This window comes from Halomonas campaniensis, assembly GCF_002211105.1.
Classification (GTDB): domain Bacteria; phylum Pseudomonadota; class Gammaproteobacteria; order Pseudomonadales; family Halomonadaceae; genus Vreelandella; species Vreelandella campaniensis_A.
Map to the genome: position 1 here is coordinate 172,931 of NZ_JPUA01000026.1, position 24,703 is coordinate 197,633.

Consider the following 24,703-nt stretch of genomic DNA (forward strand, 5'->3'; position numbering starts at 1 on the left):
TGTTAGATGACGAGTGTCAGATAAGTGAGGTCGATTGTATCCTATGCGGGTGTATCCTTGAACGGTAAGCCGATGATAGGTAACTGCACGCGTCGACAAAAGGAGAGGCACCATGAGTGAACAGCAGAATGACAATCGCTTACGCGAAGGCTACGAACGCTTGCTAGAGCGGATGCAGGGGGGCGCTAACGAGCTAACCTGGGAAAACTTGCAGAAGGATCTGGACGACGCGGTCGAGTTTGAAGCGGAGCTGGAAGAGTACACCAAAGACGAGCTAGCCCTGCTACGCGCCTGGGTCGAGCGTGACCTGAAAGATATGCGCTACTACATGGCAGACACCGGCAAGCAGGTAGCCAGCTGGTTGGGTATCGATATTGACGGACTTTCGCGCCGCGTGGCAGAGTCGCTGCTTTCGATTGCTGACCGCAGCGTGGTCGAACGCGAGCGCTTTGAGGAAGATTTAGAAGCTGCCCGCGCCGACTACTGCGAAGGTGAGATGGCGGCACCCGGCCTAATGGCATGCACCCACTGCGATGCCCAGGTGATGCTGCCTACCGTTGCACGCCTGGAGCCTTGCCATCAGTGTGGCCATCGCTACTTCTACCGCTTTCCTAGCAAAATCATTGAGACCTGATCCATTAGCTAACCAGTAAACTGACGCCTGCGATCGCCCCTAGCGAGAGCAGGCTCATGACTGCTGCGTAGAGCAGGTTATTTTTCATCATGCGGTAGCCGCTCACCCCGTAGCGCCCCTGCAGTGACAGGTTGATCCCTGAAAGCGGGCCCACGCTGGTGCCCACTGCCCACGACGTTAATGCCACAAATGCAAATACGGTTTGCTCACCGTTCTGTAAGTTCAGTATCGAGGCCAGCACCGACACTCCAATAATGGGATGAAGCCCTGCCAGTGCGCTCAGGGTAATCGCTGCAAAGCTAAGCATCGCCTGAGGTGTGCCAAAGCGGATGAACAGCGTCCAGTCGCTGCCTGCCGCGGCTGTTACCAGTGTTGAAAGCCCAATCGTTAATAGCCCTGCGGCTAAAAACAGCGAAATTTCCCCGCGCATGGCGGGTAGCCGCGTGGTGGTGTGCTGGCGAATGCGTCGCAGGGTAAAACGGGGCCCATGGGGTAGGTTGCTCAATACCGCCACGCTGGGCAGCAGAAAGGTAATAATGCTGACAATGGTAAGGGTAGGGGTGAGCACAAAGTGAAAAAGCATCACCAACGCTGCCATACCTACCGGCATCAATAGGCTACGTGGTGCCAGTGAGTAGCCATCCACCTCGCTGAGATCAAACCGGCGCCGCAGCTCCAGCGTAGTTAACAGCCCCGACAGCATCGCCATGGGAAAACCCACCACGGCAATTTGCGCGTACTCAACGTCGGGCACCAGCGCAATCACCACGCCCATGGAGGCAAAAAACGGCGACCACAGCGCCGCGCTGCTCAGCCCACGGTTAAGCGCCAACAGCTGCGGCGTAGTGAGGGGGCCACGCCGGGCCAGCTTATCGCCCACCATAAATACGGTAGAGAGATTTAAAATCGTACCCAGGAAGTGAACGCCCAACCAGGTACGCAGCACGCCACCCGCTCCGGTCACTCGACTTCCCGTCGCGCCCTTGTTGCCTTGCTTACCAATCAGCGAGATAAAGCTAACGCCCACCAGCATGGCCGCCACAAACGAATTGCCCTGCAACATCGCGGGCCAATCCACCTCGGCGCCATACACAAACCGCGCCACCAGCAGCATGCCTGTACCGAGTGCGATTAGTACGGCCGCCTGGATACGCGAACGACGGGGAATATCCCGCCACAGCAACACAACCGCCGCCCACAGCAAATAGCTAACCGCATGGGCAGTGCTTAACCAGCCGGTAAAACCAATAATTTGCGCGATTAGACCAAGCAAAATCAGCACGCCCGCCAAGCGCTGCCGAAAAGTCGTCTCTTGCATGCCAAACCCTTAATAGTGAATTAGCAGGCTAATCGGATTTGCGGAGGAAGGCCAGCGGCAACGAGTTATGAAGCACGAGGATTTGTACGCGCGAGGAGAACTGGCACCACTACTTGCGTAGCCCCATTTCGTAGCGCGTGGTAACGAGCGAAGCGAGGCACCCGCGAAAGTACCGCACAGCGGTACCAGATCAATGCAACCAACGATCTGTTGACCCCAAAGAGGAAACACTTTTTTGCACCGATACGTGACCTAATCAAAATTTATGAATAAGGTATGGTTAATGAGTCAAACACGGTTGCAACTGGAGCGTTTTAACGTAACCCAGGTGTGCCGTGGCGGTAGCGTGGTTTGTTTTAGCTCGTTAGCCTAAAGGGCAGCGCACACCCGCAAATTCCTTCCTCAGGTCAGGGTTGGCTATCAAATTCATAGGCCCACACACTCGATTTAACACGCGCATAACCTCTTCGTGAGAAAGCACGACAGGTAATCGACGCGGGCGTTTAGCTCGTGAAAAGGCGCCAATCTCACCCAATGGCATATCAAGGATATGACGATACAGAAATACTAAAGCATTAAGCGTTTGGTTTTGTGTAGCTGCAGCCACATATCGCTCTACGGCAAGGTGCTCAAGAAAAGCTTGGACTTCAGAAGAGCCCATACTGGCTGGGTGTCGCAGCCCATGATAGCGAATGAAGTAACGTATCCAGTAACAGTATTTTTTTTCAGTACGTGGGCTGTAGCGCTTTACTCGCATAACAGCTTTCACACGATCCATTAGTTTCGGAGGCCTGCTTTGCATATCCATTTGGTTGTCTGTCTCTTGGTGGTGGATATGCATACAGTATTATTGGGCTTGGCAAAACGCGCAAGCATGCGAATTCTGCAAATGAAGCCTAATTAATATTAATTTATTTTAAAATCATGTGGTTATGCACGATAAGGTAAGCTACATTTACTAAGTAAACATGCTGACGCGTTCATCCAATCATAGGACGCGCCGTCTAATACCTGTTATACATAACAAGGAAATATCGTGGTTGACCAGAGTAGATCAGAACATATTCTCGAATTGGCAAAAGAACTTCTAGATGATGTTGAATTAAGCCGCACAAGCGCAGAAAGCTTAATTCTAAAAGCATCTAGATTAGCCAGATGGGTTGGTTCTGAAGAAATTCGATATTGGCTAAAACTTGAAATGCAAGGATATAACTCATCAAATGAGATATCCCTAAGATATATGACAATCACAGGGCGATGGGTGGATCGCGAAAAACGAAAAGGTTATTGGGGGCCATTAGCTCAACAAGAAGCCGCAATAATTGCTGAGCAAGCAAAGTTACACGCGATGCGAGTACCTGATACCGCAGGAGATATGGCGTTTATTGCGACAAAGAAAGTCACTGACGAGATGGCTTCATCGACTTCGTATATCTCAAAGCTAAGCGGAATAAAAAGTAGAGTTCTTGCCAAACTCCATGAATTTGTTAGCGAAATATATTATGAAAAGCAATTCGACAGCCTGTCTGAGTCAATTTTTGAGAGATATAAGAGTGATGTCGATAGCTTGATCGGTGAATCATGCGGGGAAGTTATTGAACAAATTCCATCTGTAATGAGCCGTCTCGCTGAGGGCGATCAAGAAGCAATAAGCCAATCACTTACAACTTGTCGCAGAGTCATAGATTCTTTTGCAGATAGTATCTTTCCTCCATTAGAGGAAACGATCGAAATTGGAGGCAATCAACTTTCATTGGCTGCTAATCGCCATCAAAACAGGATTAATGCCTATATTCACCAGCGTATCGACAGTAATACAAGGAAAAAGAGATTTCGTCAAAATTTGGCCAACCTCTATGACCGCGTCTCCACCGGTGTTCACAACGAAGTTACTGTAGAAGAAGCGAGAGCCTTATTTCTAAACACATATCTACTCATAGGTGAAATCTTGCACCTACCGAGCAATGACGCTTAACAAGCGGCATCACGGCGACCGCTTTTCCGCCGCTTCGCGGCTCCAGATCGGCGCGTGTGCCGTGCGTTAGGCAAGGGACTGAGTATGGATCTGACCAATACCGAACGAGAAGCCATAGGGCTTTGCGTTTGTTTAGAGGCGGTTAACGAGATAGTCAATCATGCATTGCTTGACGTCAGAAAAAGCTCGAAATCCGCTGGCGAAGCCCTCGTTTATTTCAAGGATATGGTACATCGGTCACTATTTATTATTCGGTTTCTCGATTTCGCAAAAGAAGCTGGGGATAGTCAACTGACAGGCGTTACTGGTTCTTGTGTTGATATCCTCGATAACGTCTGTGCCAATCAGTGCCTTGGTATTGATGGCAGTGCTTGCAAGCTCGAAGATGCGGTTAATGAGCTGAAGAATTGGTTAAATCGAAATGCTTCCGTGAAACTTTGGTTGCCTACGCTGGATGTGAATGCAGAAATAGAAGTATCAAGAATCGAGTTTCTAAAAATTTCTGGTAACAGTTCAAAGCACAATATTTCAAGACTAACAGGTGTTTCCAAAGACATTCATAGAATTCTTTCTGATCACGGCTACGATGTTCCTATTGAGCTAATCCCTCTCGCGTTAGAAGATTTTCAGGAGCATCTCGAGCAGAACTATTTCATCTATTATGCAACCTGGATGGCGGAATTGTTAAACGAGGTGCGCTGGGGTATTCAGAGGTATTTGGAGCCATTATACGCAACGTCATATAAGCCCGGAAATGACGGGTTCTCGTATAGGTTCGACTATCCAGACGGTGTCACTCAGGAGATTGCCAAACAATGGTTTTGGCGTTTAATGAATCATATCAGAGCTGCTCCATATGTAGATCGTTTCCACACGCCAAATAGTCTTAAAGAGCAGAGTTCCATTGAGTGGGGCCTGTGAATACTGTACCTAACAAGTGGCTGTTGGCGGACGTACCTGCGCTGCCACTTCGGTACGCCGCAAAGCCATGGCGTTAGGTGAAACCGGAGTTCGAAATCGAGAATGAAAAATATCATTAATTTCTTCAAGAAAAACAATAGACACGGTGGCGTGATTGATTCTCCTGAAGATAGGGTCAAAGCGTTTATTTCTCATTGGTATGATCAATGGTCAAAAGCCCGAATAAAAATGAGTAAAGATGTGGATTTTGACTATTGGGGAGACCTTATATCAGATGTTGATCGGACTCATTTTGTTGCTGGGAGTAATTCGGGGTCTAGAAATTCGTTTGGCTCGCAAGCTGATTACGACCCCAATATAGAGAAAATTACAGAATGCGACATTCAAGGCGACGTAGCCAGCGTATTCACAGAGATTTACGAAGATGCGTTTAAGTCATCAAAATATCACGTCTATGACCTTGAATTTGACACAGAGAAAGGTTGGAAAATAGCAGACATATCTACTCTTTTTCATCCTCCAAAAAGCCCTGTTGTTGACGCTTATAAACATGCAGGCATCCTTTCTTTGAGCATCTCTGATGCTCCTTTTATGGACAGGGAAGGTCATATAGACCTCAATGAAAACACACTTTTTCAAGCGGAACGTAACATCAAGATTCCACATTTAGATGAAGGAGTGGCAAAGCTAGAGCGGATCGGGAAGCTTCAAATTAGCTCTGGGGTGCTTGGTATTTTAGATTTCGGTTATGACATTTATAATTTTGAGCCTCTGCAAAGAAAGGTGAAGTCAGGGGATTATCCTGTTGAAACCGTAATGATACATGACCGAGTAGCTGGTATTCGGGTAAAGCTTAATGAGAGTGAGCAGCCAGTTAACTGGTATGCGGCTAATACGTCAAGCGGCAATGGTGTTTATGGTGTAGATGCCGGCAATTTAGCCATTTTCGATGTCGGTCATCTCATGGGTCTAAGCCGTATCAAAAAAGAACGGATCTTTAATAAATGGTGCCTTTCCGGCAAGCCAGAATTAGTATCTATGACAAGTGAAGACGACTGCGTTATATCCACAAGTGGTTTTGGAGATGGTGCTTATCCCGCATTCTGGGGAGTTAATGGGCAGGACGAAGTCGTCTCACTATATATCGATTTTATGATTCTTGTGCAAGAAACGGAAAATGGCCTGTTTGTCTCTGTCTAAATCGCCTAACACCTATGAGCCTTCTCTCTGTCAATAGGCCGCAGTATTTTTTATTGGCCGCGTAAGCGGTCAATATCAAGTCCTTGAGCCAGTGATCCTACTTCATCTGTCATCGTTGGCTGTGGGTGGCTTACAGCAAACACCTATTGAGGCTCTCTAACGTGGTAGTTCACCACTGCCAAACCGGGGTGCTCCTTGCAGGGGGGCTGGGGTACTAGACATTCATCGGTTAACCAGCATCTGTCCTATTCAAAAAGCGGGTTACTTTACAGTTCCAGTTAGTTTCAGGTTCAGCGCCGGTGTAAGCCCACTTGCTCAGGGTATTGGTGCACGCCAGCAGGATGGATAATCAAAGCGACGGGCTTCTAGTTGGGTGTAGAAGTCGAGTTGCAGATTTCAAGATCAGTCAGCAGACACCCGGTTTCAGCACACTCCGTGATGATCCAGTTAGACGTTGATCATCATCCTGCTGCGTGACTAACTCGTTAAAAAGCGTTGCTCATCAAACACCTTCTCGTTCTTTAACATGAAATAGACCGCACGTCCGAGCTTGTGGGCCAGAGCCGATAAAGCTTTGGCTTTACCCATGCGTTTCTGTAAACGTTGTAACAGTTTTTGAGCACCTGGATTGCCCCGCAGATAAAGCACCGCAGCCTCAGAAAAAGCCCACTTTAGATGGGCATTGCCAATCTTGTTGCCCTGGGTGCCATAGGTCTTACCGGCCGATTCGGCTTTGCATATGATCAGTCGGGAATAGGAGGCAAACTTCTGGACAGATTCAAAACGTCGAATATCACCCACTTCATACAGAATGGTGAGGGCCAGAATACGGCCAATGTCAACGCCGGGAATGGTTTTTAATAAGTGGTAGTAGGTTGGCTGATGCTTTTTGGCCTGTTTTTCCAATAGCCATTCCACTTGGCTTAGTTCCCGGTGGTAACACTCTAAAACGGCCATATCGAGATCGATATGGCGCTGAACGAGCGGGTCATCAAAGGTTCTGCCCAATTGTTCTCTGGCACTGACATTTTTTAAATTGACCTTGTTGGGTGGTAGGTTGTACTGACTCGTTGTGTTGACCACATGAGCTTTGAGATCACCGCCGTGGCGAACGAGCCCAGTTCGGCGGCGAAGCAAGTCACGGGTAGCTCGCATGCTGCGTGGGTAGACATAAGCGAGGGGGAAATTACCGCCTCGAATAAGCGCCGCAATTTTGTAAGAATCCACACGGTCATTCTTGGTTTTACCGCCATGAATGGCCTTCATATAAAGGGCATGACCGAGAATGAAAACAATGCCCTGGTCTTCACAGAAATCAGCGATCCAGTACCAGCAGTGCATGCATTCGGCGCCGATTACCAGATCGTCCAGGTAAGGTTCGAGCAGATTAAGCAGAGGTTCTGGTTTGGCTGGAATCTCTTTATGCAGAAGGGTTTCGCCCTGCTGATCCAGGATACAGACATACAGGCTACGGGCATGCAGATCAATTCCACAGTAGTGGCGATGAGTGCTATTGTAAAAGTTCATTGAGTCTTCTCCTGTTAGGTTTGGTCGCCTTTTCAGCTTAGCCAAACGGGCTGAGCTGGGGGAGAAGGCTCAATGAGTATCAAAGGGCTGTTGACGTACGGTTTTTCCGTCGCTTCGCTCCTCCAAAACCGCCGCAAAGCCCGGCGTTATACGTCGTAGGGAGGCTTCCATTGAAGACCGAGTGGCAATTTAGTTTTGAGGCGGTCGATTTCCACTTTGGAAAGGAACACAAGTACAAGGGGGCGTCTGAGCAACCGGTCGACTTCGGGAATGGCACAATTGAGCGGCTAGAGTTCGAGGCTCGGATTGAGCCTGGAAATGATCGCAATTGTCCCCCGGGTGTGGAGCAAGTGGGCACTTTGTACATCACCCTTGGGTATGGGGTGGAAGAAGCGAAGCCTATGGCTCACTGGATCGCCCAGTACATGACTCAGCAAATTTCGTTTCAGTCAGGCCGCTTCAAGATCAACTACGGCCTTGTTACATGCAAGCGTATCGCGGAGACGGAGGAGGAAGAGAAGGAGTTCGGAGATAAGCTTTATTCTGTTGAGCTTCATTTAGAAGAAGTCATACCAACTCCAGCGTTTGATTCGGAGCAATTTCAAGAAAATGCTCTCAAGCCGATCGACATGCGCCTACTTGCTCAGTTCAATGACGCTGCGGCGGATGAGAGCCCTATCAAAAGATTTCTGGGTTTCTTCAGAATCCTTGAAAGCTTGTTTTCGGGCTCAAAGAAGGAACCCTTGAAGGCCGCGTTCAAGAAGTCCGAAAAGCTTCGACGAAATTTTGAGAAACTGTTTCCAGACGGGAAATTCGAAGCCTTCGTAGACGAAGTGGTTGATGTTCGTCATCGCTGCGCGCACCTCAAACTGGACAAATCGTTTGGATATGCTCCAATCGATCCCAAAATTGATGAAGAAGTTAGGCCGTATCTCGGCGCGTTGGAGGCGCTCTGTGCCAGCTTCATGCGCGACGTATAACAACACGTTTCAGGTGACGTTTGACCCGCTGAGCACCCTTGCTGGTGCAAGCGCACGCATAGTCTCAAACGCACCTGAACGTGAGCGTTATGCAGTCACTTCCAGATCGCATTGGCAAGCGTCACGTGACGCATTACGCTTCTCTTCATGATCAAATCCTTCGCTGACAAACGAACCCAAGAACTCTACTCCAAGGGCAAGTCAAAGAAATTTCCTGCGGATGTTGCTCCGAGAGCAACTAGAAAACTTGAATACGTGGATTTGGCCGTACAGCTAGAGGATTTGAAAGTGCCGCCCGGCAATCGCCTCCACCCGCTGTCGGGAAACAGGCAGGGGTAGCACGCAATTTCAATCAATGATTAGTGGCGTATCTGTTTTCGTTTTGAAGGTGGTGATGCGTATGAAGTCGAAGTGTGTGACTACCACTGAGTGAGGTGATGATATGTCTATTCTTAATACGACCGGTATGCTACGCAAACCCACACATCCAGGCGAAATGCTGAGGAAAGATTTTCTTCCGGATTATGGGCTGACGGTTTCGGGGTTGGCCGAATCTTTGGGTGTCTCTCGTCAGTCAGTTAATGAATTATTGCGCGAACGTCGTGCTGTTAGCCCTGAAATGGCGCTCCGGCTTGCTCGCTTGTTTGGTAACTCGCCAGAATTCTGGCTGAATGCACAGCGGTCTGTTGATCTCTGGAATGCTGCGAAGTCGGTGAAGGAAGAAGTGGATCGAATCAAGCCGCTACATGTTGCATAACCAAGCCGTGCAGCGGATGCCAAAACCTAAGCTTCGCTCCGGCTTTGTCACCGGTGATGGCAGGCGTTAACTCAAAAATACCTATGATCGAACAAGTTGTTAAAGAAGAGATCCTTTCCAGGATTGAGAAAGCTGAAAAAGAGCATGGGGTACGAGTGCTTTATGCCGTTGAATCAGGTAGCCGGGCTTGGGGTTTCGAGTCACCCAACAGTGACTACGATGTCCGCTTTATATATGCCCATCCCAAGGACTGGTATGTGGCCGTCGATCTAGAAGACAAGAGGGATGTTATTGAATATCCGATTGTCGACGAAATCGACATTAATGGGTGGGACATCAGAAAAGCTTTGAAGCTTTTTTCTAAGTCAAATCCTGCGTTTGTGGAATGGCTGCAGTCACCCATCGTCTATATCGAGCGGGGCAATTTTGCTCAGGAAGCGCGGGAGCTTCTTCCGAAGGTGTATTCCGTTGAAAAAGGAATATACCACTACCGCAGTATGGCGAAGACGAATTACAGGGGTTATCTCCGCGAAGAGCTAGTTCCCATTAAGAAGTATTTCTATGTATTGAGGCCACTGCTTTCAATTATGTGGCTGGAAAAATATCGGGAACCAGCACCAATTGAATTTGAGAAACTTCGGAAAATGGTCAGCGAAAGAATTGATCTGGATAGCCAGATTTCAGAGTTGCTCGAAAGGAAAAAGAGGAGCTTGGAAAAGGAGTTGGCGCCGCCGATCACTGAGCTAAACCATTTCATTGAGTCTGAGCTTCAGCGGTTGGAATCTTTTGCAGAGAGCCCTGGTAAAAGCGGGCAAACTATGAACGACCTAAACTCTTTGTTCCACGAGACATTGAGTTAACAAGGGTCTCAAGCCGACCGGTTTGCGCTGGCGTTCCAACCGGCGGCTTAGCCCAGGCATTATGCTTTTATCAAATTTGTTATAGCCGCAAGGAACCGTACGCAATGGACATCCCACGAATATTCAGCATCACTGAGAGTGGGCACCGCATACATAATCCATTCACACCTGAAAAATTCGCCACTCTCGGTGAGGCTTTGCGCCTGGAGTCGGAGGATCGCGTCCTGGATCTTGGTAGCGGCTCGGGTGAGATGCTTTGTACTTGGGCACGCGACTACGGCATTGTCGGTACCGGCATCGACATGAGCGAGTTATTCAGCGAGCAAGCGAAGCGCCGCGCTGAACAACGGGGGTCGCTGATCGCGTCGAGTTCATTCATGGGGATGCTGTCGGTTACGTTGCTGACGAGAAGGTCAGCGTGGCCGCATGCGTCGGGCTACCTGGATCGCCGGAGGAGTCGCTGGCACCAGCGAACTTCTTGCGCGAAGCCTGAGCACCGGAGGAATTATCCTTATCGGAGAACCTTATTGGTTGCAGTTGCCGCCAACGGAAGCTGTCGCCAAGGGGTGTCTGGCAAATGCAATTTCTGACTTCCTTGTGCTGCCCGAACTGGTCAGATCTTTCGATCGCCAGGGCTACGACGTTGTTGAAATGGTGCTGGCCAATCAGGACGGCTGGGACAGATACGAGGCGGCCAAATGGCTCACCATGCGCCGATGGCTTGAAGCCAATCCCAACGATGAGTTGGCAGAAGAGGTTCAATCCAAATTGTCCTCGGAGCCTGAGCGCCATGCAGCTTACACGCGTGAGTATCTCGGCTGAGGAGTGTTCGCGCTGATGCCGCGGCTCTGCCTCAAACAGGCTTAACAAGTCTTTTGCAGCGGAGCGCAAAAAGAACGCGCTCTCTGAAAAGTTCGTTATGTGTAAGGGAAGCCAAAATGAAAGGGGTCAGATCGAGTTTATTCTGATCAATGTAAAGAGAGCAGGTTGATTTGTTTTTAACCAAGCTGACTGATCTAAAACCTATCTGATCCCTTTTTTTCATTGCCTCCCGTTCTCGGCCTAACTCCTAAACTTGCGCGTAACCTCCGTCAACAAACACCTCGCTTCCGGTCATAAAGCTGCTATCGTCGGACGCCAGGAACGCCACCGCGCCTGCGGTTTCTTGGGGATCTCCCAGACGCTCAAGCGGTACGCTCCGTTTCATCTTGCTCAGGGCGTCGGATGGGAGCAATTCGATCAACTTGTCTGTTTTGGTCGGGCCAGGAGACATGACGTTCACGCGGATGCCGGTGCCCCTGAGATCATAGGCCCAACTGCGCACCAGATTTCGGACGGCCGCCTTGGAGGCGCTGTAGATACTCATCGCGGGGGTGCCCATGCTGCCGACCGTGGAACCGGTGAGGATGATGGAGCCGCCGTTCGTCATCAGGGGGAGGGCCTTCTGGACAGTGAAGAGGGTGCCTTTGACGTTGATGTCGAAGATGTAGTCGTAGTGCTCCTCAGTGATCTCTCCCAGGCTGGCGAATTCGCCGACGCCCGCGTTGGCCACCAGTACGTCCAGGCGGCCTTTCTCTTTCTGCACTGTATCGAATACGCGGTCGAGATCCTGTGGCTTCGTTACATCCGCCTGGATGCCCCGGGCGTTGGATCCCAATGCCTCAGCTGCGTTGTCGAGGGCCTCCTGGCGCCGTCCGACAATGAAGACGAAGGCGCCTTCGTCGATGAGGCGTTGGGCCGAGGCCAGGCCGATGCCGCTGGCTCCGCCAGTGATTAGTGCAATTTTACCGTTTAGTCGATTCATGGTTGGGTCTCCGTGTGTGTTGACTCGATGCGCTTTCACAATATATAAACAACTTACAAATCTTCAAGTATGCACCTTTTGGTAAGTACCTTTATGGCGAAAGTAAACTCTGAAAACCCACGTTTCATTTGTGGCCTGCATGCGACGCTGCACGTGATCTCCGGCAAGTGGAAGCCGTTGATTCTGTTCTTTTTAAGCAAGGGCCCGACGCGTTATGGCGAGCTCAAGCGAAGCGTCCGGGGCGTGAGCGACAAAATGTTGATCCAGCAGTTGAAGGAGCTGGAGTCCGACGGCATCGTCCAGCGCACCGACTATGGCGAGATCCCGCTGCGCGTCGACTACTCGCTAACGCCCTTTGGGGCAAGTCTGGTGCAGGCCATGGAGCCGCTTTGCGGCTGGGGAGAAGAGCACGAAGAGGACATTGCCGCGGCGATGGATCGCCGGAAAACCAGCCGGTAGGAAGCGAAGCCGGCCTAACACCAATCTGTGAGAGTTGCCGTATGGATGCACCGTGAATTTCGAGACGATTCTGATCATCGCCTGTGCCTATCTTGTGGCTGCCTTCGTCAAAGGGGCGACCGGTTTGGGGTTCTCAACATCCGCGCTACCCATCCTCGCGCTTGGGCTGGGCCTCAAATCCGCCATGCCGCTGGTCATCATTCCCTCGCTGGTGAGTAACGCCATCGTGATGATGCAGGCAGGGCACTTTGGGGAGACGGTGCGGCGCTTCTGGCCGATGTTTCTCGCCACCATCCCCGGCCTGCTGATCGGCCTCGCCGTACTGGATCTGATCGATAGCTTGGTCGCCGGCGCGATACTGGGCCTGGTGCTTATCGGCTACGGCGCTTTCACGCTGTTTCGCCCTGGACAACCGTTGTCGGAGAGCCTGGGCCGCAAACTTGCGCCGGTTTCCGGCTTCCTCACCGGTGTGGTGAATGGCATGACCGGATCGCAAGTCATGCCGGTCTTGCCTTTCCTGCTGGCGCTTCAACTCGATCCCAAACGGTTTATCCAGGCGATCAACATCTCATTTACCCTTTCGAGCCTGGTCATGGCCGTGGGCCTAGCGAAGTTGGGGCTCATGACGGCCGAAACGATCTGGATCTCGTTGCTGGGGCTGATACCCGTGTACGTCGGCACCAAGATCGGCGGTATCGTACGCCAGCGGATGGATGCCGACACCTTCCGAAAAGTGGTGTTGCTGATGCTGATCGCCTTCGGTGTCGTGCTGGTCAGCAAAACTGCCCTGGCGTAGGGCGGGTAGCGCTTTCGTGGCGGCTGTGGGATCTGAGAGCGGCCGTGGTGATATGGTCGATTTCTGAATAACTACCACAGGCGAGCTCTCTCCGTAGCTTGTATCCACGCTTTGGCGAGAAACAGGCATCTTCGCCACCTTGTAGCCACCATCCTGCCATGATCTCGCCGCAACCTGCCTGAGTGGAACTCATAAGTGATGGAGCTGGGCACCGGCTTTTTCTCTATGCCTCAGATGAGGCAGTAATAGATTCTGGCAGTGGAAAGCTAAGTCCAGTAGTGGCGAGCTAGACGGAATAGAATTGCTACGGACACTTGTAAGTTGATGGTGGTGCTTCTCCGTGATCTTGGCTATGTTGGAACGGTTCTAACCAAAGATGACTTTTTGAAACTATTCATCACTGATTGGCACACATCCTAAATGGTGCCTGCGACTGATGACAAACAGGCATAAACAAGCCATTAAATTCACTCCCTTCGGTCGCAGGACGTTCCTTTCGCGCGCTGTTTATGGAGGGCGTATGTGCCTAAAGAAAAAGGGGAACGAAATGAATGGTAATGAAAACTTGGTAAGCAATGCTTATCAGATATTCATGCAGGAAGCGCCGGAGCATGCTCAAGCATGGATGATAGCAGTCCAGAGCTTGGGCAATGCCTGTGCTTTAGACAAGAAAACAGAGAGCCTTGCTTACTTAGCCGTATTGTCTGTTAAAGGCCTTGATAGCGGTGTTCCATTTCATGTGAAGGTTGCGAAGGAAGCGGGCGCATCTAGAGAAGAAATAATCAGCGCAATACTCGTTGGCCTGCCAGCAGCAGGCAACATAGTTACACGCTCGCTGCCAATCGCCCTTCAAGCCTATGACAGCTAGAGTCCACTATGAAAAAAACGAACGCAGAGTGGCATCGCAACCATAGGATGCCTAAGAACCCTACCTTAGAGGAAAGAATTGAGTGGCACTTGGCGCATTTTAAAAACTGTTCCTGCCGCCCCATTCCGCGAAATCTTGAGGAAGAAATGAAACGAAGAGGAATGATCGTATAACTAGCAAGAGCCGCCGGGCGTATCAACGTGCCGCTATATTGAGCGCTGAGGCTGTTAGAAAAAAACACTGACGGCTAAGTTTGATAGCCGAGATCCGCTGTAGCCAGGTACCTTTCACGTAGCGCGTCTTTGATTGAGCACTGGCAGTTCTCCAGTGTTTATAGCGGAATAATGTCACGGCAGACTTCGCATAATCATGCGCCATCTCCGGAACGGCTCACATAAATGTCCAGGCCAATATCCGCGTGATCTTATTTCCCTGATTCATCTCTATTTCCCGTACGTCAACGGCACCGAGCTTACGGATCAGCTTCTTGGCAGGCTTAACATTGTCGTTTTTTGAAACCAGGCTGCTAAACCAGCGGCATTGAGTTGCATACACTTGGCTTTCTCTGATTAGCTTTTTAAGAAACAGCTGTTCGCCTCCCTTGCACCAGAGTTCCGCGCCCATCCCGCCAAAATTCAGCGTGGGGGTTTTTGTTTTTTGTTCACCGCGACTACGCGCAAGGTTATTGAGTTTACGCTGGTTACCTTTAAGTGCTTCATCGAGCGAGGCATGGAAAGGGGGATTGCATACACTGACGTCAAAGAACTCCCCTGGTTGAATGATCCCTTCAAAAACATGGTTTTTATCGTGTTGCGTGCGCAGCGTGAAGCGATCTTCGAGTGTGGGGTTGTGGGAGATAATCGTGGCGACGTTTTCAAGCGACAGAGGGTTAATGTCACTACCGACACACTGCCAGCCGTAAATTTGGCAGGCCAGTAGTGGGTAGATGCCATTGGCCCCCGTCCCTATATCGAGCAGCTTGATGCTGGGCTGTTCATTTCCAAGCCTAAACTCCAATAAATCTGCCATGTGATGAATATAGTCGGCTCTGCCTGGGATGGGAGGGCAAAGTGCATCCTCTGGAATATCCCAATCGACAATATCGTAGTATCGGTTTAATAACGCGGCGTTGAGCGTTTTTACTGCCAGTGGGTTTGCGAAATCGATGGAAAGGGCGCCATGAGCGTTCGGCTTCACATAGAGAGCTAGCGCTGGGTGGCTCTTTACGAGCGCTGGAAAGTCATAGCCTTGGTTGTGTAGATTCTTCGGGTGCAGGCCTTTGCGAACAGGCTTGGTTCGGCTTTTTTCACTTTGAGGGTGCTTGTTCACAGTATTAGGCCTGAGGCTTGGCATTCAATTGTCGAGTGGGTTTGGCTTAGTCCGTGATTATAACCTTAATGGCTGTGTTGAGCTTACTCAGCAGTTCGAGGGTGGCGAGAGGAACTCCCTGAAATATGGTAAACCCAGAGATACCAGATGAAGCAACGCAGGCACAGTCAATCATTGAAGATGTGCTTGGTGATTCAATCGTCGGCATTTATCTTTTCGGCTCTGCCGTTGTTGGTGGTTTAAAGCCTAGCAGCGACGTAGATATCTTGGTTGCAACCTCTAATCCGCCTACTTTTATGCAAAGGAAGACCTTGGTTGCTCAATTGATGAGCGTATCTGGCGTGATTGGGAATTCACAGGCCAAAAGGCCATTAGAGCTTACGGTGATAACGGTCTCTGATGTTGTCCCTTGGCAGTTTCCGCCACGGGCCGAGTTTGTATACGGTGAGTGGTTGCGAGAGGAATTCGAGGCCGGAAACGTCCCGGAGCCAGTCCGCGACCCTGATCTTGCGATTGTTCTGAAAAAGGTAATTGATAACAGTCTGCCGCTGTATGGAACTGATGCTGCTAGCCTTTTCGAGCCTGTGCCACTGACTGATATCCGAATGGCAATCCGTGACTCATTACCCAATCTCCTGGCGGAGGCAGCTGGTGATGAGCGTAACGTGGTTCTAACCTTGTCCCGTATGTGGCTTACCGCTGCAACTGGTGATATCGCCCCAAAGGATATAGCGGCGCAGTGGGCGGAAAAGCAAGCGCCTCCTGATCACGCAGTGCTGTTACAGTACGCTCGTGAAGGTTACCTCGGCAAGATTGAAGACCAGTGGGAAAAGAGTCGTGAGGACTTCAAAGCGCTTGTCTCGTATATGAAAAAAACGATTGAGGCGTGCCTTGATGCATAGCGGCGGGAGAAGCCCGAACAGCCATAGTCACAGGGGAAAATTTTTGCTGCCCTCCTAATGTGGCTTCGCCTCCATTACAAGGGCGCTAAACTCTTAGCGTTATACGTATCAATTGGAACAGAGGCATACATGAAGTCCATTACGACCTCGCTAATGTTTGTCGGCGAGCAAGCCGGGAAGGCCGAAGAGGCAATCAGGTTCTATACCTCACTATTTCCTGGTTCAGAGATCCTCGATATTCAGCGCTACCAAGCGGGTGAGAACGAACCAGAGGGTTCCACCAAGATGGCTCGCTTTACGATAAACGGTACTGAGTTTCTGGCGCTAGATAGCCACCTTGATCACCAATTTACTTTCACGCCATCGATGTCGTTGTATGTTGAGTGTGAATCAACGAGCGAAATTGAAAAGGCTTTTCATGCCCTAGTTGAGGATGGCGCTGAACTAATGCCTTTGGATAACTACGGTTTCAGTGAACAGTTTGGGTGGTTAAAGGATAGGTATGGCGTTTCCTGGCAGCTCAATCTTTCGAACTAGGGCCGCGATGTATCAATACTTCACCAAGCGCATCGTCATTAATTGCGGCGGTGTTGTCGATTTTGATCAGTGGCGAACGACTACTCTATGCAAAACGCATTATTCCGGTGCTGCAAGCCGGAGCAACGCTGAATTTACGCGAGGTAGTCCGTCATGAGTCAGATTGAATCACCGAGAGTTGTATCCAAAGAGGAGTGGCTTCAGGCACGCAAAGCCCACCTAAAGAACGAGAAGGCGCTCACGCGTATGCGCGACCTGGTCGCCCGTGAGCGGCGCGATCTGCCATGGGTCAAGATAGAGAAGGAATACGTCTTCGCCACGCTGGAAGGGAAGAAGACGCTTGCAGAGCTATTTGGCACAAACAGTCAGTTGGTCATTCACCATTTCATGTTCGGCCCTGATTGGAATGCGGGCTGCCCGAGCTGCTCGCTGGAGGCAGATCATGCTGAGGGAGCCATCGTTCACCTCGCCAATCATGATGTCAGTTACGTTCGTGTATCCCGCGCGCCGCTGGAAAAGCTGGAAGCCTACCGGAGGCGCATGGGCTGGACAGCCACTTGGGCGTCTTCCCAGGGCAGCGATTTCAATTTTGACTTTCAGGTCTCTTTCGCTAGGGAGGATCTTGAGGCTGGTCGGCTCTACTACAACTACCAAGCTATCGAGGATCCAAAATACTTCAGCGAAGAACTGCCCGGCCTTAGCGTTTTCTACAGGGATGAGAGCGGGTCTGTGTTCCACACCTACTCCAGCTACGCTCGTGGCAATGAAGAGGTTATTGGCGCCTTCGTTTATCTCGACATCACGCCGAAAGGCCGCAACGAGAAGGAAATTATGGACTGGGTTCGGCGCCACGATGAGTATGACGCGAGCCCCGCAAACGTGAGTTGTCACTCCTGCTGATGATCTCAGCCTGTTGCATGCCTACCGCCTAGCACTCGATCACAACACTCCGGTTGAGCGGACAAAGTTGGGGCTGCGGCCGGTGAAGATCTGCCTATCTCGCTTGGTTATGGCGACTCGCATCTGACAAAACTCAGTACCTGCGGCCCCAGTTTTCGAACTTTTGTTGCCGGACAAACTGATAGCTTTTGGATGCATGTTGATTTCGATGTGCGATGTGGTTGATTCTAATGAAATGCCCGCTGCAGACTGTCCAAAAAATAAGTTAAGACAGTAGAAAATATGAGGTAGATCGAAATTTGGTTTTTACTAGTGCCTTGTTACTTATCCTGTACTGGCTTGTGTCCAAGTCTCAGGCTAAGGAACGAATAAGGCTCTAAAATATTAAACTCGGGGATAGAATACGATGAACAGTGCGTCTCATAATATTAAAGGTCGGTGTCGTTGTGGTCAGGTTGAATTTGAGGTTAGCTCAAAGCCCATGATCACAATGGCTTGTCACTGCACAGGCTGCCAGCAAATGACCTCAAGCGCGTTTAGCCTTAGCTCGCTATTTTCTAGCGCCGCCTTTTCGATCACATCTGGAGAGCCTGTTATCGGAGGGCTGCACGGTAATACACGCCACTTTTTCTGTGGGCATTGCATGAGCTGGCTATTCACACGTCCTGAAGGCATGGATGACCTTGTAAATGTGCGCTCAACGTTGCTAGAAAATTCTCGAACCTACAAGCCGTTCATTGAAACTTACACGGATGAAAAGCTGGAGTGGACAATGACTGGTGCAGAGCATAGCTTCGTTAAGTTTCCACCACAGGAGAAATTCCCAGAATTACTCCAGGAGTATGCGCAAAAACAAGGATAAATGAATGTAGCATTGAAGAATATGGTTCAGCACACATTAGCCGGTTGCAGCGGAGCAATTTACGCTGCCCTTCAATTATTCATGAGCCCGTGCGCAAGCAATTGGAATTGGGCAGAGTAATATACGTAGATTTAACAGGCGGCGAGCATGTCGCGAACTTTTTGCTGCTCAGGAGGCTAAGTTGTTCGTCGTCGATTAGCATCGCATAATCAACGTTACGGGTAGGGAGTAATCGTATGGTCTTCGACTTACCTACACCATCACATGTTCATCTTCAGAGTACTGCTCTCGGAGTTGGTTGTGTTCTAGTAGCAGGGTTCGATGATTCAAGGGTGAAGAAAGCATTGAGATTGCCTTCAGACTTGGAACCTACTGCGCTGCTGTGCATCGGGCAGCGGCGTGCCCCATAGAGGAGTCGTCGTTTATGTTCTCTGCTGAGTTCTTGCTTACCTCGTTGGTTGTCGTACTGATCCCAGGCACAGGTGTTATCTTCACCGTTTCCATTGGCTTAATGCGTGGGCGTCTGGCAAGTCTCTATGCTGCTATCGGTTGCACACTTGGTATTGTGCCGCACCTGCTGGCCACTGTTCTGGGCCTAGCGGCTATCATGCATACGAGCGCGATAGCATTCCAGGTGCTCAAGTATGCGGGGGTTGTATACCTTCTGTACTTGGCCGTCGTTACTTGGCGTGATCGAAGCGCTTTCTCTGTTCATGAGGTGAGGCGAAAGGGCGATGCCGTTTCGCTGATGGGTAAGGCGTTTCTGCTGAATATCCTCAACCCCAAGCTGACCATTTTCTTCTTAGCCTTCTTGCCGCATTTCATTGCAACAGACGTCCAGTCATCTTTAGGGCAATTGCTCGGACTGAGCGCTATTTTCATGGCGATGACCTTTGTTGTCTTCATCATCTACGGGCAGCTTGCCCATGCATTTAGAGCAGCCGTTATTGATTCACCTAAGATTCAGGGTTGGTTGCGAAGGAGCTTCGCGGCAGCGTTCGCGGGTCTAGGCGTACAGCTCGCGCTGACTGAGCGGTAAGGTCTAAGCAATCATTTAAACCCATACCGCAAAGCGGCTTAACTCAGCGCTAGGTATAAAGAGAGAAGGGATGAGCGCGACACGAATAATGATCATCGGAGGTTCTGGCTCAGGTAAATCTAGGTTGGCACTTAGGCTTTCGAGGTTACTTGACATAGCTGTTTATTGTGTTGATAAGGCCGTTCATGATGAGGAGGGGAGCTTCGGACAAACTCCGAAATTGATAGCACGGTAAGATCCTGGGCATCAAAACATCAATGGATCATTGAAGGAGGGAGCTCTAGAACCTATTCGGATAGAGCGTCTAGAGCTACCGTTCTTGTCTTTATGAAGCCGCCACGTTGGTTAAGAGTCTATCAAGTGGCTATTCGAGATAAGCTCAATTTCTCATTGCTTTACTGGTCTTTTAAGAATGATGAGATATATGGGGTTAGAGATGGCTTGGTTTTGGGCTTGAATTCATAGAATAACTGCATCACCTTTGCTGGCGCGTCAGTACTAGGAAGCTGCGTTACCTCAGAATACAAAGTAAACTATGTCCGGCCTGCTGTCGGAGATCGGTTGGTTGCTAGATCTACACTTTTATACTCAGGTAAGCACCAGTCTACTTGTGAGTGTAAAGTATACTCGCAAGGAAATGGCGAGGAGAAGTTGGTTGCGGTTTCTCTTGGAACCATAAGCAAGACCGGTGCGTTGTAATCTAACCACTCATTCTGGAGGCTAGCTTACAACAGGCACATTTTGTGTGCGGCCGCTGCGCTCCTGGTTTTGCACAAAAATCTGTACATTGCAGGCTGCCCTTGCACTTAGCTTTAGCCCTTGGAAGGAGAAAATGAGATGTGCGAGTCTCTAGAGGAAAGCGTTTCGTTTCGTGTGGCCACCCACCAAGATCTGCAAGCTATCGTACAGATGCTAGCCGACGATAACCTTGGTCTAAAGCGTGAAGATCCTTCAACTCCTCTGTCTCATTCCTATCATACGGCCTTCGAAGCTATCGATGCTGATCCTAACAATGAGTTGGTAGTTGCAATTATAGGCCATCATATTGTGGGCGTGCTTCAAATTACCTTCATTCCATATCTAACCTACCAGGGGGGATGGCGAGCTCTGATAGAGGGTGTTCGCGTATCCAAGGAAATCCGATCATCTGGAATTGGTCGCGCTATGTTTGAGTGGGCCATAAATCGCGCTAAAGAAAGAGGGTGTGTTCTGGTTCAACTCACAACTGATAAGTTGAGGCCGGATGCATTACGCTTTTATGAGGACTTCGGCTTCGTAGCGTCTCATGAAGGAATGAAACTCAAACTGTAGTCCCCAACCCTGCTATTTGTGCTCATCGTAAGCCTCCCCCCCCTTGAGCACTACAAAAGATATATGAGAGCAAACATGGCTTTTATCGAACCTGTCACCCTCTCTGCGCGCGGCGTAAAAATCGTGCCGCTTACACTCAACCATGAAGCTGGCCTGAGCGCTGCCGCAGCGGACGGAGAGTTGTGGAACCTGCGCATTACATCGGTGCCAGCGCCTGACGAGACGCACCGATATATTGAGACCGCCTTGAAAGACCGAGAAGAAGGTCATCGCTTTGCTTTCGCCGTCATTGAAGAGGCCAGCGACACGGTGCTTGGCTCTACTAGCTACCATGATATTTTGCCCGACGTAAAAAGAGTAGAAATTGGCTACACGTGGTACGCCAAGCGAGTGCAGCACACGCATGTCAACACTACTTGCAAGCTGCTGCTATTGGAATACGCTTTCGAGACGTTGGGCTGTAATGTAGTCGGCTGGCGTACTGACAATTTCAACTTTGCCAGCCAGCATGCGATTGAGCGCCTAGGCGCGAAAAAAGACGGTGTGATCCGTGGCAACGTGTTGCGTCGAGATGGCACTATTCGCGATACGGTGATGTATAGCCTGCACAAGGGCGAATGGCCTGAGGTGCGTGCCCATCTCAACTATCTTTTAAACTTTCCTCGTGAGTAATAAGAAAATGACATATCCGCAGAAGGAAATGTTTCTAACTTTAGCGTTCGCGGATGTGGCGGATCTGTTATTGAAGTTTACCGAGGGAAAATGCGCTTATATGGTTAAAAGGAGCCATCAATTTTTGCGGTAAAAGCAACTCAACATGTGCTGGCAGTTAACGATATCGAGAAGACTGAGAGCTACTTTCTCGACAAACTTGGCTTCTCGCTACGTTTCCGTGTGGATGGCTGGTCGTTTCTGAGTTTGGGTGGTTTTCACATTATGTTGGGGCACTGCCCGGACGAACTTCCCGCCCGTGATACACGCGAGCATTCGTACTTCGCATACGTAAACTGCGAGGGTATAGATGAGCTTTACCTTGATTATCAGCAGCGCGGCGCCGAGATTTTCCAGGCAATAGCGGATAAGCCTTGGGGGCTGCGTGAGTTTGGTGTAGCAACGCCTGAGGGGCATCGAATCATGTTTGGTCAAGAGCTCTCGCTGGGTGACTGATGTCTGTGGCGCTATGATGTCAGTAACGGTGTTGCAACGTCGACAAGCTAGCAGGAGGTGGTTATGGGTGCTGCGGAAACACTTTGCTCACAGGACGCAGTAATCGCTGTGGATGTGCAGAACGATTTCTGCCCCGGCGGGGCGCTGGGCATTGAAGGTGGCGATGCGGTGGTACCGGTGCTCAACGATTGGCTGGCTAGGGCCGCCCGGCAGGGCGCACTGACCATTGCTTCCCGGGACTGGCACCCGGTGGCACACTGCTCCTTTGTGGCCCAAGGTGGCCCCTGGCCAGAGCACTGCCTTCAGGACACCAAGGGAGCCTCCTTTCATCCGGATCTGCAATTACCGCCGGACGCCGTGCGCGTTAGCAAGGGTACAGCATTTGATCGCGACGCTTACTCCGCCTTCGACGGCACCGGCCTTCAGAACTTTCTTGAGAGCCGGGGGATCAAGCGCGTTTGGATTGGAGGGCTGGCCTGCGATGTTTGCGTTAAAGCTACCGTGCTAGACGCCTGCAAATTCGGCTTTGAAACCCACCTAATTGCCAATGCCACCCGCGCAGTGAACCCGACGCAATTGGGTGCCGTGACGGACGAGATGCGTAAAGCTGGGGCGATTATCGAAGACAACGCCTGAACTGTAGGTTGAATGGAAGCGCTCTGTTCCGGCTGCACTTTCGATATTGGCCGCTGTAAAGGAAGGTCTTCACCAGCGTGCGTGACACGATGTGGGTAATAGAGGGAGGAGCTTATGAGCGATCACAGCAGAATTCGCGTGCAGTGCGTAGTGGGCGATATTGCCCAACAGTCCGATGTGGATGCAGTAGTTAATGCTGCCAATGCGCAATTGCGAACCGGTGGCGGCGTTGCAGGCGCGCTTCATCGCGCTGCCGGGCCAGGCTTAGCAGAAGAGGGGCGGCCTATGGCGCCCATCGCCCAGGGCCAAGCGGTACTTACCGGCGGCCATAACCTGCCCAATCGCTGGGTGATTCACTGCCTGGGGCCGGTGTACGGCGTCGACAAGCCGGAGGATCAGCTGCTGGCGGACTGCTACCGCAACGCGCTGAAACTTGCCGAAGAGAATGGTATTGAGCGGCTGGCCTTTCCGGCCCTCTCTACTGGCGCCTTCGGCTATCCGGCGGAAGAAGCCGCTCAAGTGTGCGTGGCTACCCTTGAAGCCATGCTGCCCAGCTTGAATAAAGTACATCTGATCCGCTTTGTACTGTTCAACGAAGCGGCTCGGCATACCCTTTACCAAGCCCTGGCTCAACGCTTAACCATTGATCCTGTCGAATCCTAGTTTCGGTATATTTTGGGGCAAGAGTTGCATAACCATGTGCAGTGATTGGATTATTTGTCAGCAGGCGCTTTATTGCCCTTGGCAAGCCTAGTCGCTAGTGTCCACTTGGAGGTAATCGGATGCCGGTTGAACAATCTTTAGTCGAGTGTTCATGTGGCCAAGTTGCCGTTGAGCTTAAGGGAGCGCCAATCTATTGCACTGTGTGTCATTGTGATGATTGCCAATTTGCGGCTGATGAGCTTGCAAAGCTTTTTCCGCCGGAGCCCATCATGGACTCATTCTTGGGAACCCACTATGTGCTTTATCGTAATGATCGATACGCCGTAGTGCGCGGTCAGGGGCTTCTACGTCCTTATACATTTCGTGAGAACTCGCCTACGAGACGCATGGTGGCAACGTGCTGCAATTCGCCTCTTTTTGTTACGTTCGAAAATTCGCAGCACTGGATCTCGTTGTATCGCCAACGGTTTGTAGACGAAGCACCGGCTCTCCAGTCACGTATTGCCACCAAATCTCTCAAGGATCCCAGCACTCTGCCAACTGAGCCACCTGCCTATAGGTCATTTCCTTTGAAGCTGATCGTACGCCTAGTTTTCAGTAGGCTTCAGATGATTATTGGCCGCTAAGGTTAGACGCACCAACAGGGTTGGCCATCTTCGTTGCGGCTGTGCCTTGGCGAAAAAGCCAAGCGTGCTGTTTCTACCCACTTGATCCAAGATACACGCGCCCGTAGCGGAAAGTCCTCACAGATTACAGGGGGCAATATTGAGGGGGTAATTTTGAGCTATCTTGGCTTTTGAGGGTTAAACACGAATATCTGAAGGAGACAAATATGGCACCCACCACACAGCTTCATGGGGCCTGTCTTTGCGGGATTGTCAGCGTTACTGTTGCCTCCAAAAGCAACCATGTCGGCGTTTGTCACTGCTCGATGTGTAGAAAATGGGGCGGTGGCCCTATGTTTGCGGTTGAGTTTGCCGGTGATGTGGACTTTAAAGGCGCAGAACATATATCCACTTTCAGTTCCTCGGAGTGGGCTGAGCGTGGTTTCTGCCAGCAGTGTGGCACCCACCTTTTCTATCGCTTAAAGCAGGATGGACATTATGCGCTTCCCGTTGGGCTTCTTGATGGCGCGGATGATTGGAAAATAACCGAACAAATATTCATTGATCAAAAGCCGAGCTACTATTCACTAGCAGAAAAAACCAAGCAGTTGACCGGCGAAGAAGTGTTCGCCCAGTTTGGTGAATAGGGGGCA

At 50.5% G+C, this 24,703-nt stretch carries 29 protein-coding genes; 24 read left to right on the top strand and 5 right to left on the bottom strand.

Annotated elements, in window-relative coordinates:
* Nucleotides 1-112 precede the first annotated feature (112 nt).
* Nucleotides 113-634: a zinc ribbon-containing protein gene (locus JI62_RS09590; RefSeq protein ID WP_088699945.1), complete on the top strand. Its 522-nt coding sequence runs from the start codon at nucleotides 113-115 to the stop codon at nucleotides 632-634.
* Nucleotides 635-638: 4 nt separating this feature from the next.
* Here JI62_RS09590 and JI62_RS09595 read toward each other — a convergent pair whose 3' ends face one another.
* Nucleotides 639-1,952: a hypothetical protein gene (locus tag JI62_RS09595; RefSeq protein WP_088699946.1), complete on the bottom strand. Its 1,314-nt coding sequence runs from the start codon at nucleotides 1,950-1,952 to the stop codon at nucleotides 639-641.
* Nucleotides 1,953-2,316: 364 nt separating this feature from the next.
* A complete protein-coding gene (locus JI62_RS09600; protein WP_088699947.1) occupies nucleotides 2,317-2,760 on the bottom strand; it encodes a phage integrase N-terminal SAM-like domain-containing protein in 444 nt (147 codons plus the stop codon).
* A 228-nt stretch (nucleotides 2,761-2,988) separates the two neighbouring features.
* On the opposite strand from JI62_RS09600, the gene JI62_RS09605 reads away from it, so the two are divergent.
* From JI62_RS09605 to JI62_RS09615, 3 genes are all read left to right on the top strand, one after another.
* Nucleotides 2,989-3,927 (top strand): hypothetical protein, encoded by a 939-nt coding sequence (locus tag JI62_RS09605; RefSeq protein WP_088699948.1) that lies wholly within the window; start codon nucleotides 2,989-2,991, stop codon nucleotides 3,925-3,927.
* An 84-nt stretch (nucleotides 3,928-4,011) separates the two neighbouring features.
* Nucleotides 4,012-4,848: a hypothetical protein gene (locus tag JI62_RS09610; RefSeq protein ID WP_088699949.1), complete on the top strand. Its 837-nt coding sequence runs from the start codon at nucleotides 4,012-4,014 to the stop codon at nucleotides 4,846-4,848.
* 102 nt (nucleotides 4,849-4,950) lie between these two features.
* A complete protein-coding gene (locus JI62_RS09615; RefSeq protein ID WP_088699950.1) occupies nucleotides 4,951-6,048 on the top strand; it encodes a DUF4241 domain-containing protein in 1,098 nt (365 codons plus the stop codon).
* Nucleotides 6,049-6,525: 477 nt separating this feature from the next.
* Here the strand turns inward: JI62_RS09615 and JI62_RS09620 are convergent, their stop codons facing one another.
* Entirely contained in the window at nucleotides 6,526-7,575 is a 1,050-nt protein-coding gene (locus tag JI62_RS09620; RefSeq protein WP_088699951.1) for an IS110 family transposase, read from the bottom strand.
* A 170-nt stretch (nucleotides 7,576-7,745) separates the two neighbouring features.
* Here JI62_RS09620 and mauJ point away from each other — a divergent pair, with 170 nt between their 5' ends.
* The 5 genes from mauJ to JI62_RS22730 all read left to right on the top strand — a co-directional run bounded on the left by mauJ (nucleotide 7,746) and on the right by JI62_RS22730 (nucleotide 10,994).
* Nucleotides 7,746-8,555 carry a methylamine utilization protein MauJ gene (gene mauJ / locus JI62_RS09625; protein ID WP_088699952.1) on the top strand — a complete coding sequence of 270 codons (810 nt, stop codon included), beginning with the start codon at nucleotides 7,746-7,748 and terminating at the stop codon, nucleotides 8,553-8,555.
* Between the two features lie 147 nt (nucleotides 8,556-8,702).
* A complete protein-coding gene (locus JI62_RS09630) occupies nucleotides 8,703-8,894 on the top strand; it encodes a type II toxin-antitoxin system RelE/ParE family toxin (RefSeq protein WP_240513197.1) in 192 nt (63 codons plus the stop codon).
* A gap of 103 nt (nucleotides 8,895-8,997) precedes the next feature.
* On the top strand, nucleotides 8,998-9,312 hold the full coding sequence (locus JI62_RS09635; RefSeq protein WP_088699953.1) for a HigA family addiction module antitoxin: 315 nt from the start codon (nucleotides 8,998-9,000) through the stop codon (nucleotides 9,310-9,312).
* Between the two features lie 83 nt (nucleotides 9,313-9,395).
* Nucleotides 9,396-10,172, top strand: a complete 777-nt coding sequence (locus tag JI62_RS09640; protein ID WP_088699954.1) for a nucleotidyltransferase domain-containing protein — start codon at nucleotides 9,396-9,398, stop codon at nucleotides 10,170-10,172.
* Nucleotides 10,173-10,598: 426 nt separating this feature from the next.
* Nucleotides 10,599-10,994, top strand: a complete 396-nt coding sequence (locus JI62_RS22730) for an SAM-dependent methyltransferase (RefSeq protein WP_205737502.1) — start codon at nucleotides 10,599-10,601, stop codon at nucleotides 10,992-10,994.
* A gap of 247 nt (nucleotides 10,995-11,241) precedes the next feature.
* Here JI62_RS22730 and JI62_RS09650 read toward each other — a convergent pair whose 3' ends face one another.
* Nucleotides 11,242-11,976, bottom strand: coding sequence for an SDR family NAD(P)-dependent oxidoreductase (locus JI62_RS09650; RefSeq protein WP_088699955.1), 735 nt, complete (start codon nucleotides 11,974-11,976; stop codon nucleotides 11,242-11,244).
* A gap of 69 nt (nucleotides 11,977-12,045) precedes the next feature.
* Between JI62_RS09650 and JI62_RS09655 the strand changes: the two genes are divergently transcribed.
* The 3 genes from JI62_RS09655 to JI62_RS09665 all read left to right on the top strand — a co-directional run bounded on the left by JI62_RS09655 (nucleotide 12,046) and on the right by JI62_RS09665 (nucleotide 14,099).
* Nucleotides 12,046-12,435: a winged helix-turn-helix transcriptional regulator gene (locus tag JI62_RS09655; RefSeq protein ID WP_240513198.1), complete on the top strand. Its 390-nt coding sequence runs from the start codon at nucleotides 12,046-12,048 to the stop codon at nucleotides 12,433-12,435.
* A gap of 52 nt (nucleotides 12,436-12,487) precedes the next feature.
* On the top strand, nucleotides 12,488-13,231 hold the full coding sequence (locus JI62_RS09660; RefSeq protein ID WP_088699957.1) for a sulfite exporter TauE/SafE family protein: 744 nt from the start codon (nucleotides 12,488-12,490) through the stop codon (nucleotides 13,229-13,231).
* 547 nt (nucleotides 13,232-13,778) lie between these two features.
* Nucleotides 13,779-14,099 carry a carboxymuconolactone decarboxylase family protein gene (locus JI62_RS09665; RefSeq protein WP_088700052.1) on the top strand — a complete coding sequence of 107 codons (321 nt, stop codon included), beginning with the start codon at nucleotides 13,779-13,781 and terminating at the stop codon, nucleotides 14,097-14,099.
* Between the two features lie 390 nt (nucleotides 14,100-14,489).
* Here JI62_RS09665 and rlmF read toward each other — a convergent pair whose 3' ends face one another.
* Nucleotides 14,490-15,428 (bottom strand): 23S rRNA (adenine(1618)-N(6))-methyltransferase RlmF, encoded by a 939-nt coding sequence (rlmF, locus tag JI62_RS09670; protein ID WP_088699958.1) that lies wholly within the window; start codon nucleotides 15,426-15,428, stop codon nucleotides 14,490-14,492.
* Between the two features lie 125 nt (nucleotides 15,429-15,553).
* On the opposite strand from rlmF, the gene JI62_RS09675 reads away from it, so the two are divergent.
* From JI62_RS09675 to JI62_RS09730, 12 genes are all read left to right on the top strand, one after another.
* Nucleotides 15,554-16,330: an aminoglycoside adenylyltransferase family protein gene (locus JI62_RS09675; protein ID WP_088699959.1), complete on the top strand. Its 777-nt coding sequence runs from the start codon at nucleotides 15,554-15,556 to the stop codon at nucleotides 16,328-16,330.
* Nucleotides 16,331-16,459: 129 nt separating this feature from the next.
* A complete protein-coding gene (locus JI62_RS09680) occupies nucleotides 16,460-16,867 on the top strand; it encodes a VOC family protein (RefSeq protein ID WP_088699960.1) in 408 nt (135 codons plus the stop codon).
* 153 nt (nucleotides 16,868-17,020) lie between these two features.
* Nucleotides 17,021-17,767 (top strand): DUF899 domain-containing protein, encoded by a 747-nt coding sequence (locus tag JI62_RS09685; RefSeq protein ID WP_088699961.1) that lies wholly within the window; start codon nucleotides 17,021-17,023, stop codon nucleotides 17,765-17,767.
* A gap of 490 nt (nucleotides 17,768-18,257) precedes the next feature.
* The gene (locus JI62_RS09690) at nucleotides 18,258-18,629 is read left to right on the top strand and encodes a GFA family protein (protein ID WP_276206561.1); all 372 of its coding nucleotides are present in this window, start codon (nucleotides 18,258-18,260) and stop codon (nucleotides 18,627-18,629) included.
* A gap of 424 nt (nucleotides 18,630-19,053) precedes the next feature.
* On the top strand, nucleotides 19,054-19,668 hold the full coding sequence (locus JI62_RS09695) for a LysE family translocator (RefSeq protein WP_088699963.1): 615 nt from the start codon (nucleotides 19,054-19,056) through the stop codon (nucleotides 19,666-19,668).
* Between the two features lie 474 nt (nucleotides 19,669-20,142).
* Nucleotides 20,143-20,367, top strand: a complete 225-nt coding sequence (locus JI62_RS23195) for a PaaI family thioesterase (RefSeq protein ID WP_088699964.1) — start codon at nucleotides 20,143-20,145, stop codon at nucleotides 20,365-20,367.
* Nucleotides 20,368-20,505: 138 nt separating this feature from the next.
* Nucleotides 20,506-20,979, top strand: coding sequence for a GNAT family N-acetyltransferase (locus JI62_RS09705; RefSeq protein WP_088699965.1), 474 nt, complete (start codon nucleotides 20,506-20,508; stop codon nucleotides 20,977-20,979).
* Between the two features lie 75 nt (nucleotides 20,980-21,054).
* A complete protein-coding gene (locus JI62_RS09710) occupies nucleotides 21,055-21,651 on the top strand; it encodes a GNAT family N-acetyltransferase (RefSeq protein WP_088699966.1) in 597 nt (198 codons plus the stop codon).
* A 147-nt stretch (nucleotides 21,652-21,798) separates the two neighbouring features.
* The gene (locus tag JI62_RS09715; RefSeq protein ID WP_240513200.1) at nucleotides 21,799-22,146 is read left to right on the top strand and encodes a VOC family protein; all 348 of its coding nucleotides are present in this window, start codon (nucleotides 21,799-21,801) and stop codon (nucleotides 22,144-22,146) included.
* A gap of 63 nt (nucleotides 22,147-22,209) precedes the next feature.
* The gene (locus tag JI62_RS09720; protein WP_088699968.1) at nucleotides 22,210-22,782 is read left to right on the top strand and encodes an isochorismatase family protein; all 573 of its coding nucleotides are present in this window, start codon (nucleotides 22,210-22,212) and stop codon (nucleotides 22,780-22,782) included.
* 114 nt (nucleotides 22,783-22,896) lie between these two features.
* Nucleotides 22,897-23,445, top strand: a complete 549-nt coding sequence (locus JI62_RS09725; RefSeq protein ID WP_088699969.1) for a macro domain-containing protein — start codon at nucleotides 22,897-22,899, stop codon at nucleotides 23,443-23,445.
* Between the two features lie 832 nt (nucleotides 23,446-24,277).
* Complete coding sequence (locus JI62_RS09730; protein ID WP_088699970.1) at nucleotides 24,278-24,697, top strand: GFA family protein; 420 nt, start codon at nucleotides 24,278-24,280, stop codon at nucleotides 24,695-24,697.
* Nucleotides 24,698-24,703 lie beyond the last annotated feature (6 nt).

Bases quoted from the DNA above. Each gene is read 5' to 3' on its own strand.
- JI62_RS09590 (WP_088699945.1), top strand. From the start codon at position 113: ATGAGTGAACAGCAGAATGACAATCGCTTACGCGAAGGCTACGAACGC.
- JI62_RS09595 (WP_088699946.1), bottom strand. From the start codon at position 1,952: ATGCAAGAGACGACTTTTCGGCAGCGCTTGGCGGGCGTGCTGATTTTG.
- JI62_RS09600 (WP_088699947.1), bottom strand. From the start codon at position 2,760: ATGGATATGCAAAGCAGGCCTCCGAAACTAATGGATCGTGTGAAAGCT.
- JI62_RS09610 (WP_088699949.1), top strand. From the start codon at position 4,012: ATGGATCTGACCAATACCGAACGAGAAGCCATAGGGCTTTGCGTTTGT.
- JI62_RS09615 (WP_088699950.1), top strand. From the start codon at position 4,951: ATGAAAAATATCATTAATTTCTTCAAGAAAAACAATAGACACGGTGGC.
- JI62_RS09620 (WP_088699951.1), bottom strand. From the start codon at position 7,575: ATGAACTTTTACAATAGCACTCATCGCCACTACTGTGGAATTGATCTG.
- JI62_RS09630 (WP_240513197.1), top strand. From the start codon at position 8,703: ATGATCAAATCCTTCGCTGACAAACGAACCCAAGAACTCTACTCCAAG.
- JI62_RS09635 (WP_088699953.1), top strand. From the start codon at position 8,998: ATGTCTATTCTTAATACGACCGGTATGCTACGCAAACCCACACATCCA.
- JI62_RS09640 (WP_088699954.1), top strand. From the start codon at position 9,396: ATGATCGAACAAGTTGTTAAAGAAGAGATCCTTTCCAGGATTGAGAAA.
- JI62_RS22730 (WP_205737502.1), top strand. From the start codon at position 10,599: ATGCGTCGGGCTACCTGGATCGCCGGAGGAGTCGCTGGCACCAGCGAA.
- JI62_RS09650 (WP_088699955.1), bottom strand. From the start codon at position 11,976: ATGAATCGACTAAACGGTAAAATTGCACTAATCACTGGCGGAGCCAGC.
- JI62_RS09655 (WP_240513198.1), top strand. From the start codon at position 12,046: ATGCACCTTTTGGTAAGTACCTTTATGGCGAAAGTAAACTCTGAAAAC.
- JI62_RS09665 (WP_088700052.1), top strand. From the start codon at position 13,779: ATGAATGGTAATGAAAACTTGGTAAGCAATGCTTATCAGATATTCATG.
- JI62_RS09675 (WP_088699959.1), top strand. From the start codon at position 15,554: ATGGTAAACCCAGAGATACCAGATGAAGCAACGCAGGCACAGTCAATC.
- JI62_RS09680 (WP_088699960.1), top strand. From the start codon at position 16,460: ATGAAGTCCATTACGACCTCGCTAATGTTTGTCGGCGAGCAAGCCGGG.
- JI62_RS09685 (WP_088699961.1), top strand. From the start codon at position 17,021: ATGAGTCAGATTGAATCACCGAGAGTTGTATCCAAAGAGGAGTGGCTT.
- JI62_RS09690 (WP_276206561.1), top strand. From the start codon at position 18,258: ATGGCTTGTCACTGCACAGGCTGCCAGCAAATGACCTCAAGCGCGTTT.
- JI62_RS09695 (WP_088699963.1), top strand. From the start codon at position 19,054: ATGTTCTCTGCTGAGTTCTTGCTTACCTCGTTGGTTGTCGTACTGATC.
- JI62_RS09705 (WP_088699965.1), top strand. From the start codon at position 20,506: ATGTGCGAGTCTCTAGAGGAAAGCGTTTCGTTTCGTGTGGCCACCCAC.
- JI62_RS09710 (WP_088699966.1), top strand. From the start codon at position 21,055: ATGGCTTTTATCGAACCTGTCACCCTCTCTGCGCGCGGCGTAAAAATC.
- JI62_RS09720 (WP_088699968.1), top strand. From the start codon at position 22,210: ATGGGTGCTGCGGAAACACTTTGCTCACAGGACGCAGTAATCGCTGTG.
- JI62_RS09725 (WP_088699969.1), top strand. From the start codon at position 22,897: ATGAGCGATCACAGCAGAATTCGCGTGCAGTGCGTAGTGGGCGATATT.
- JI62_RS09730 (WP_088699970.1), top strand. From the start codon at position 24,278: ATGGCACCCACCACACAGCTTCATGGGGCCTGTCTTTGCGGGATTGTC.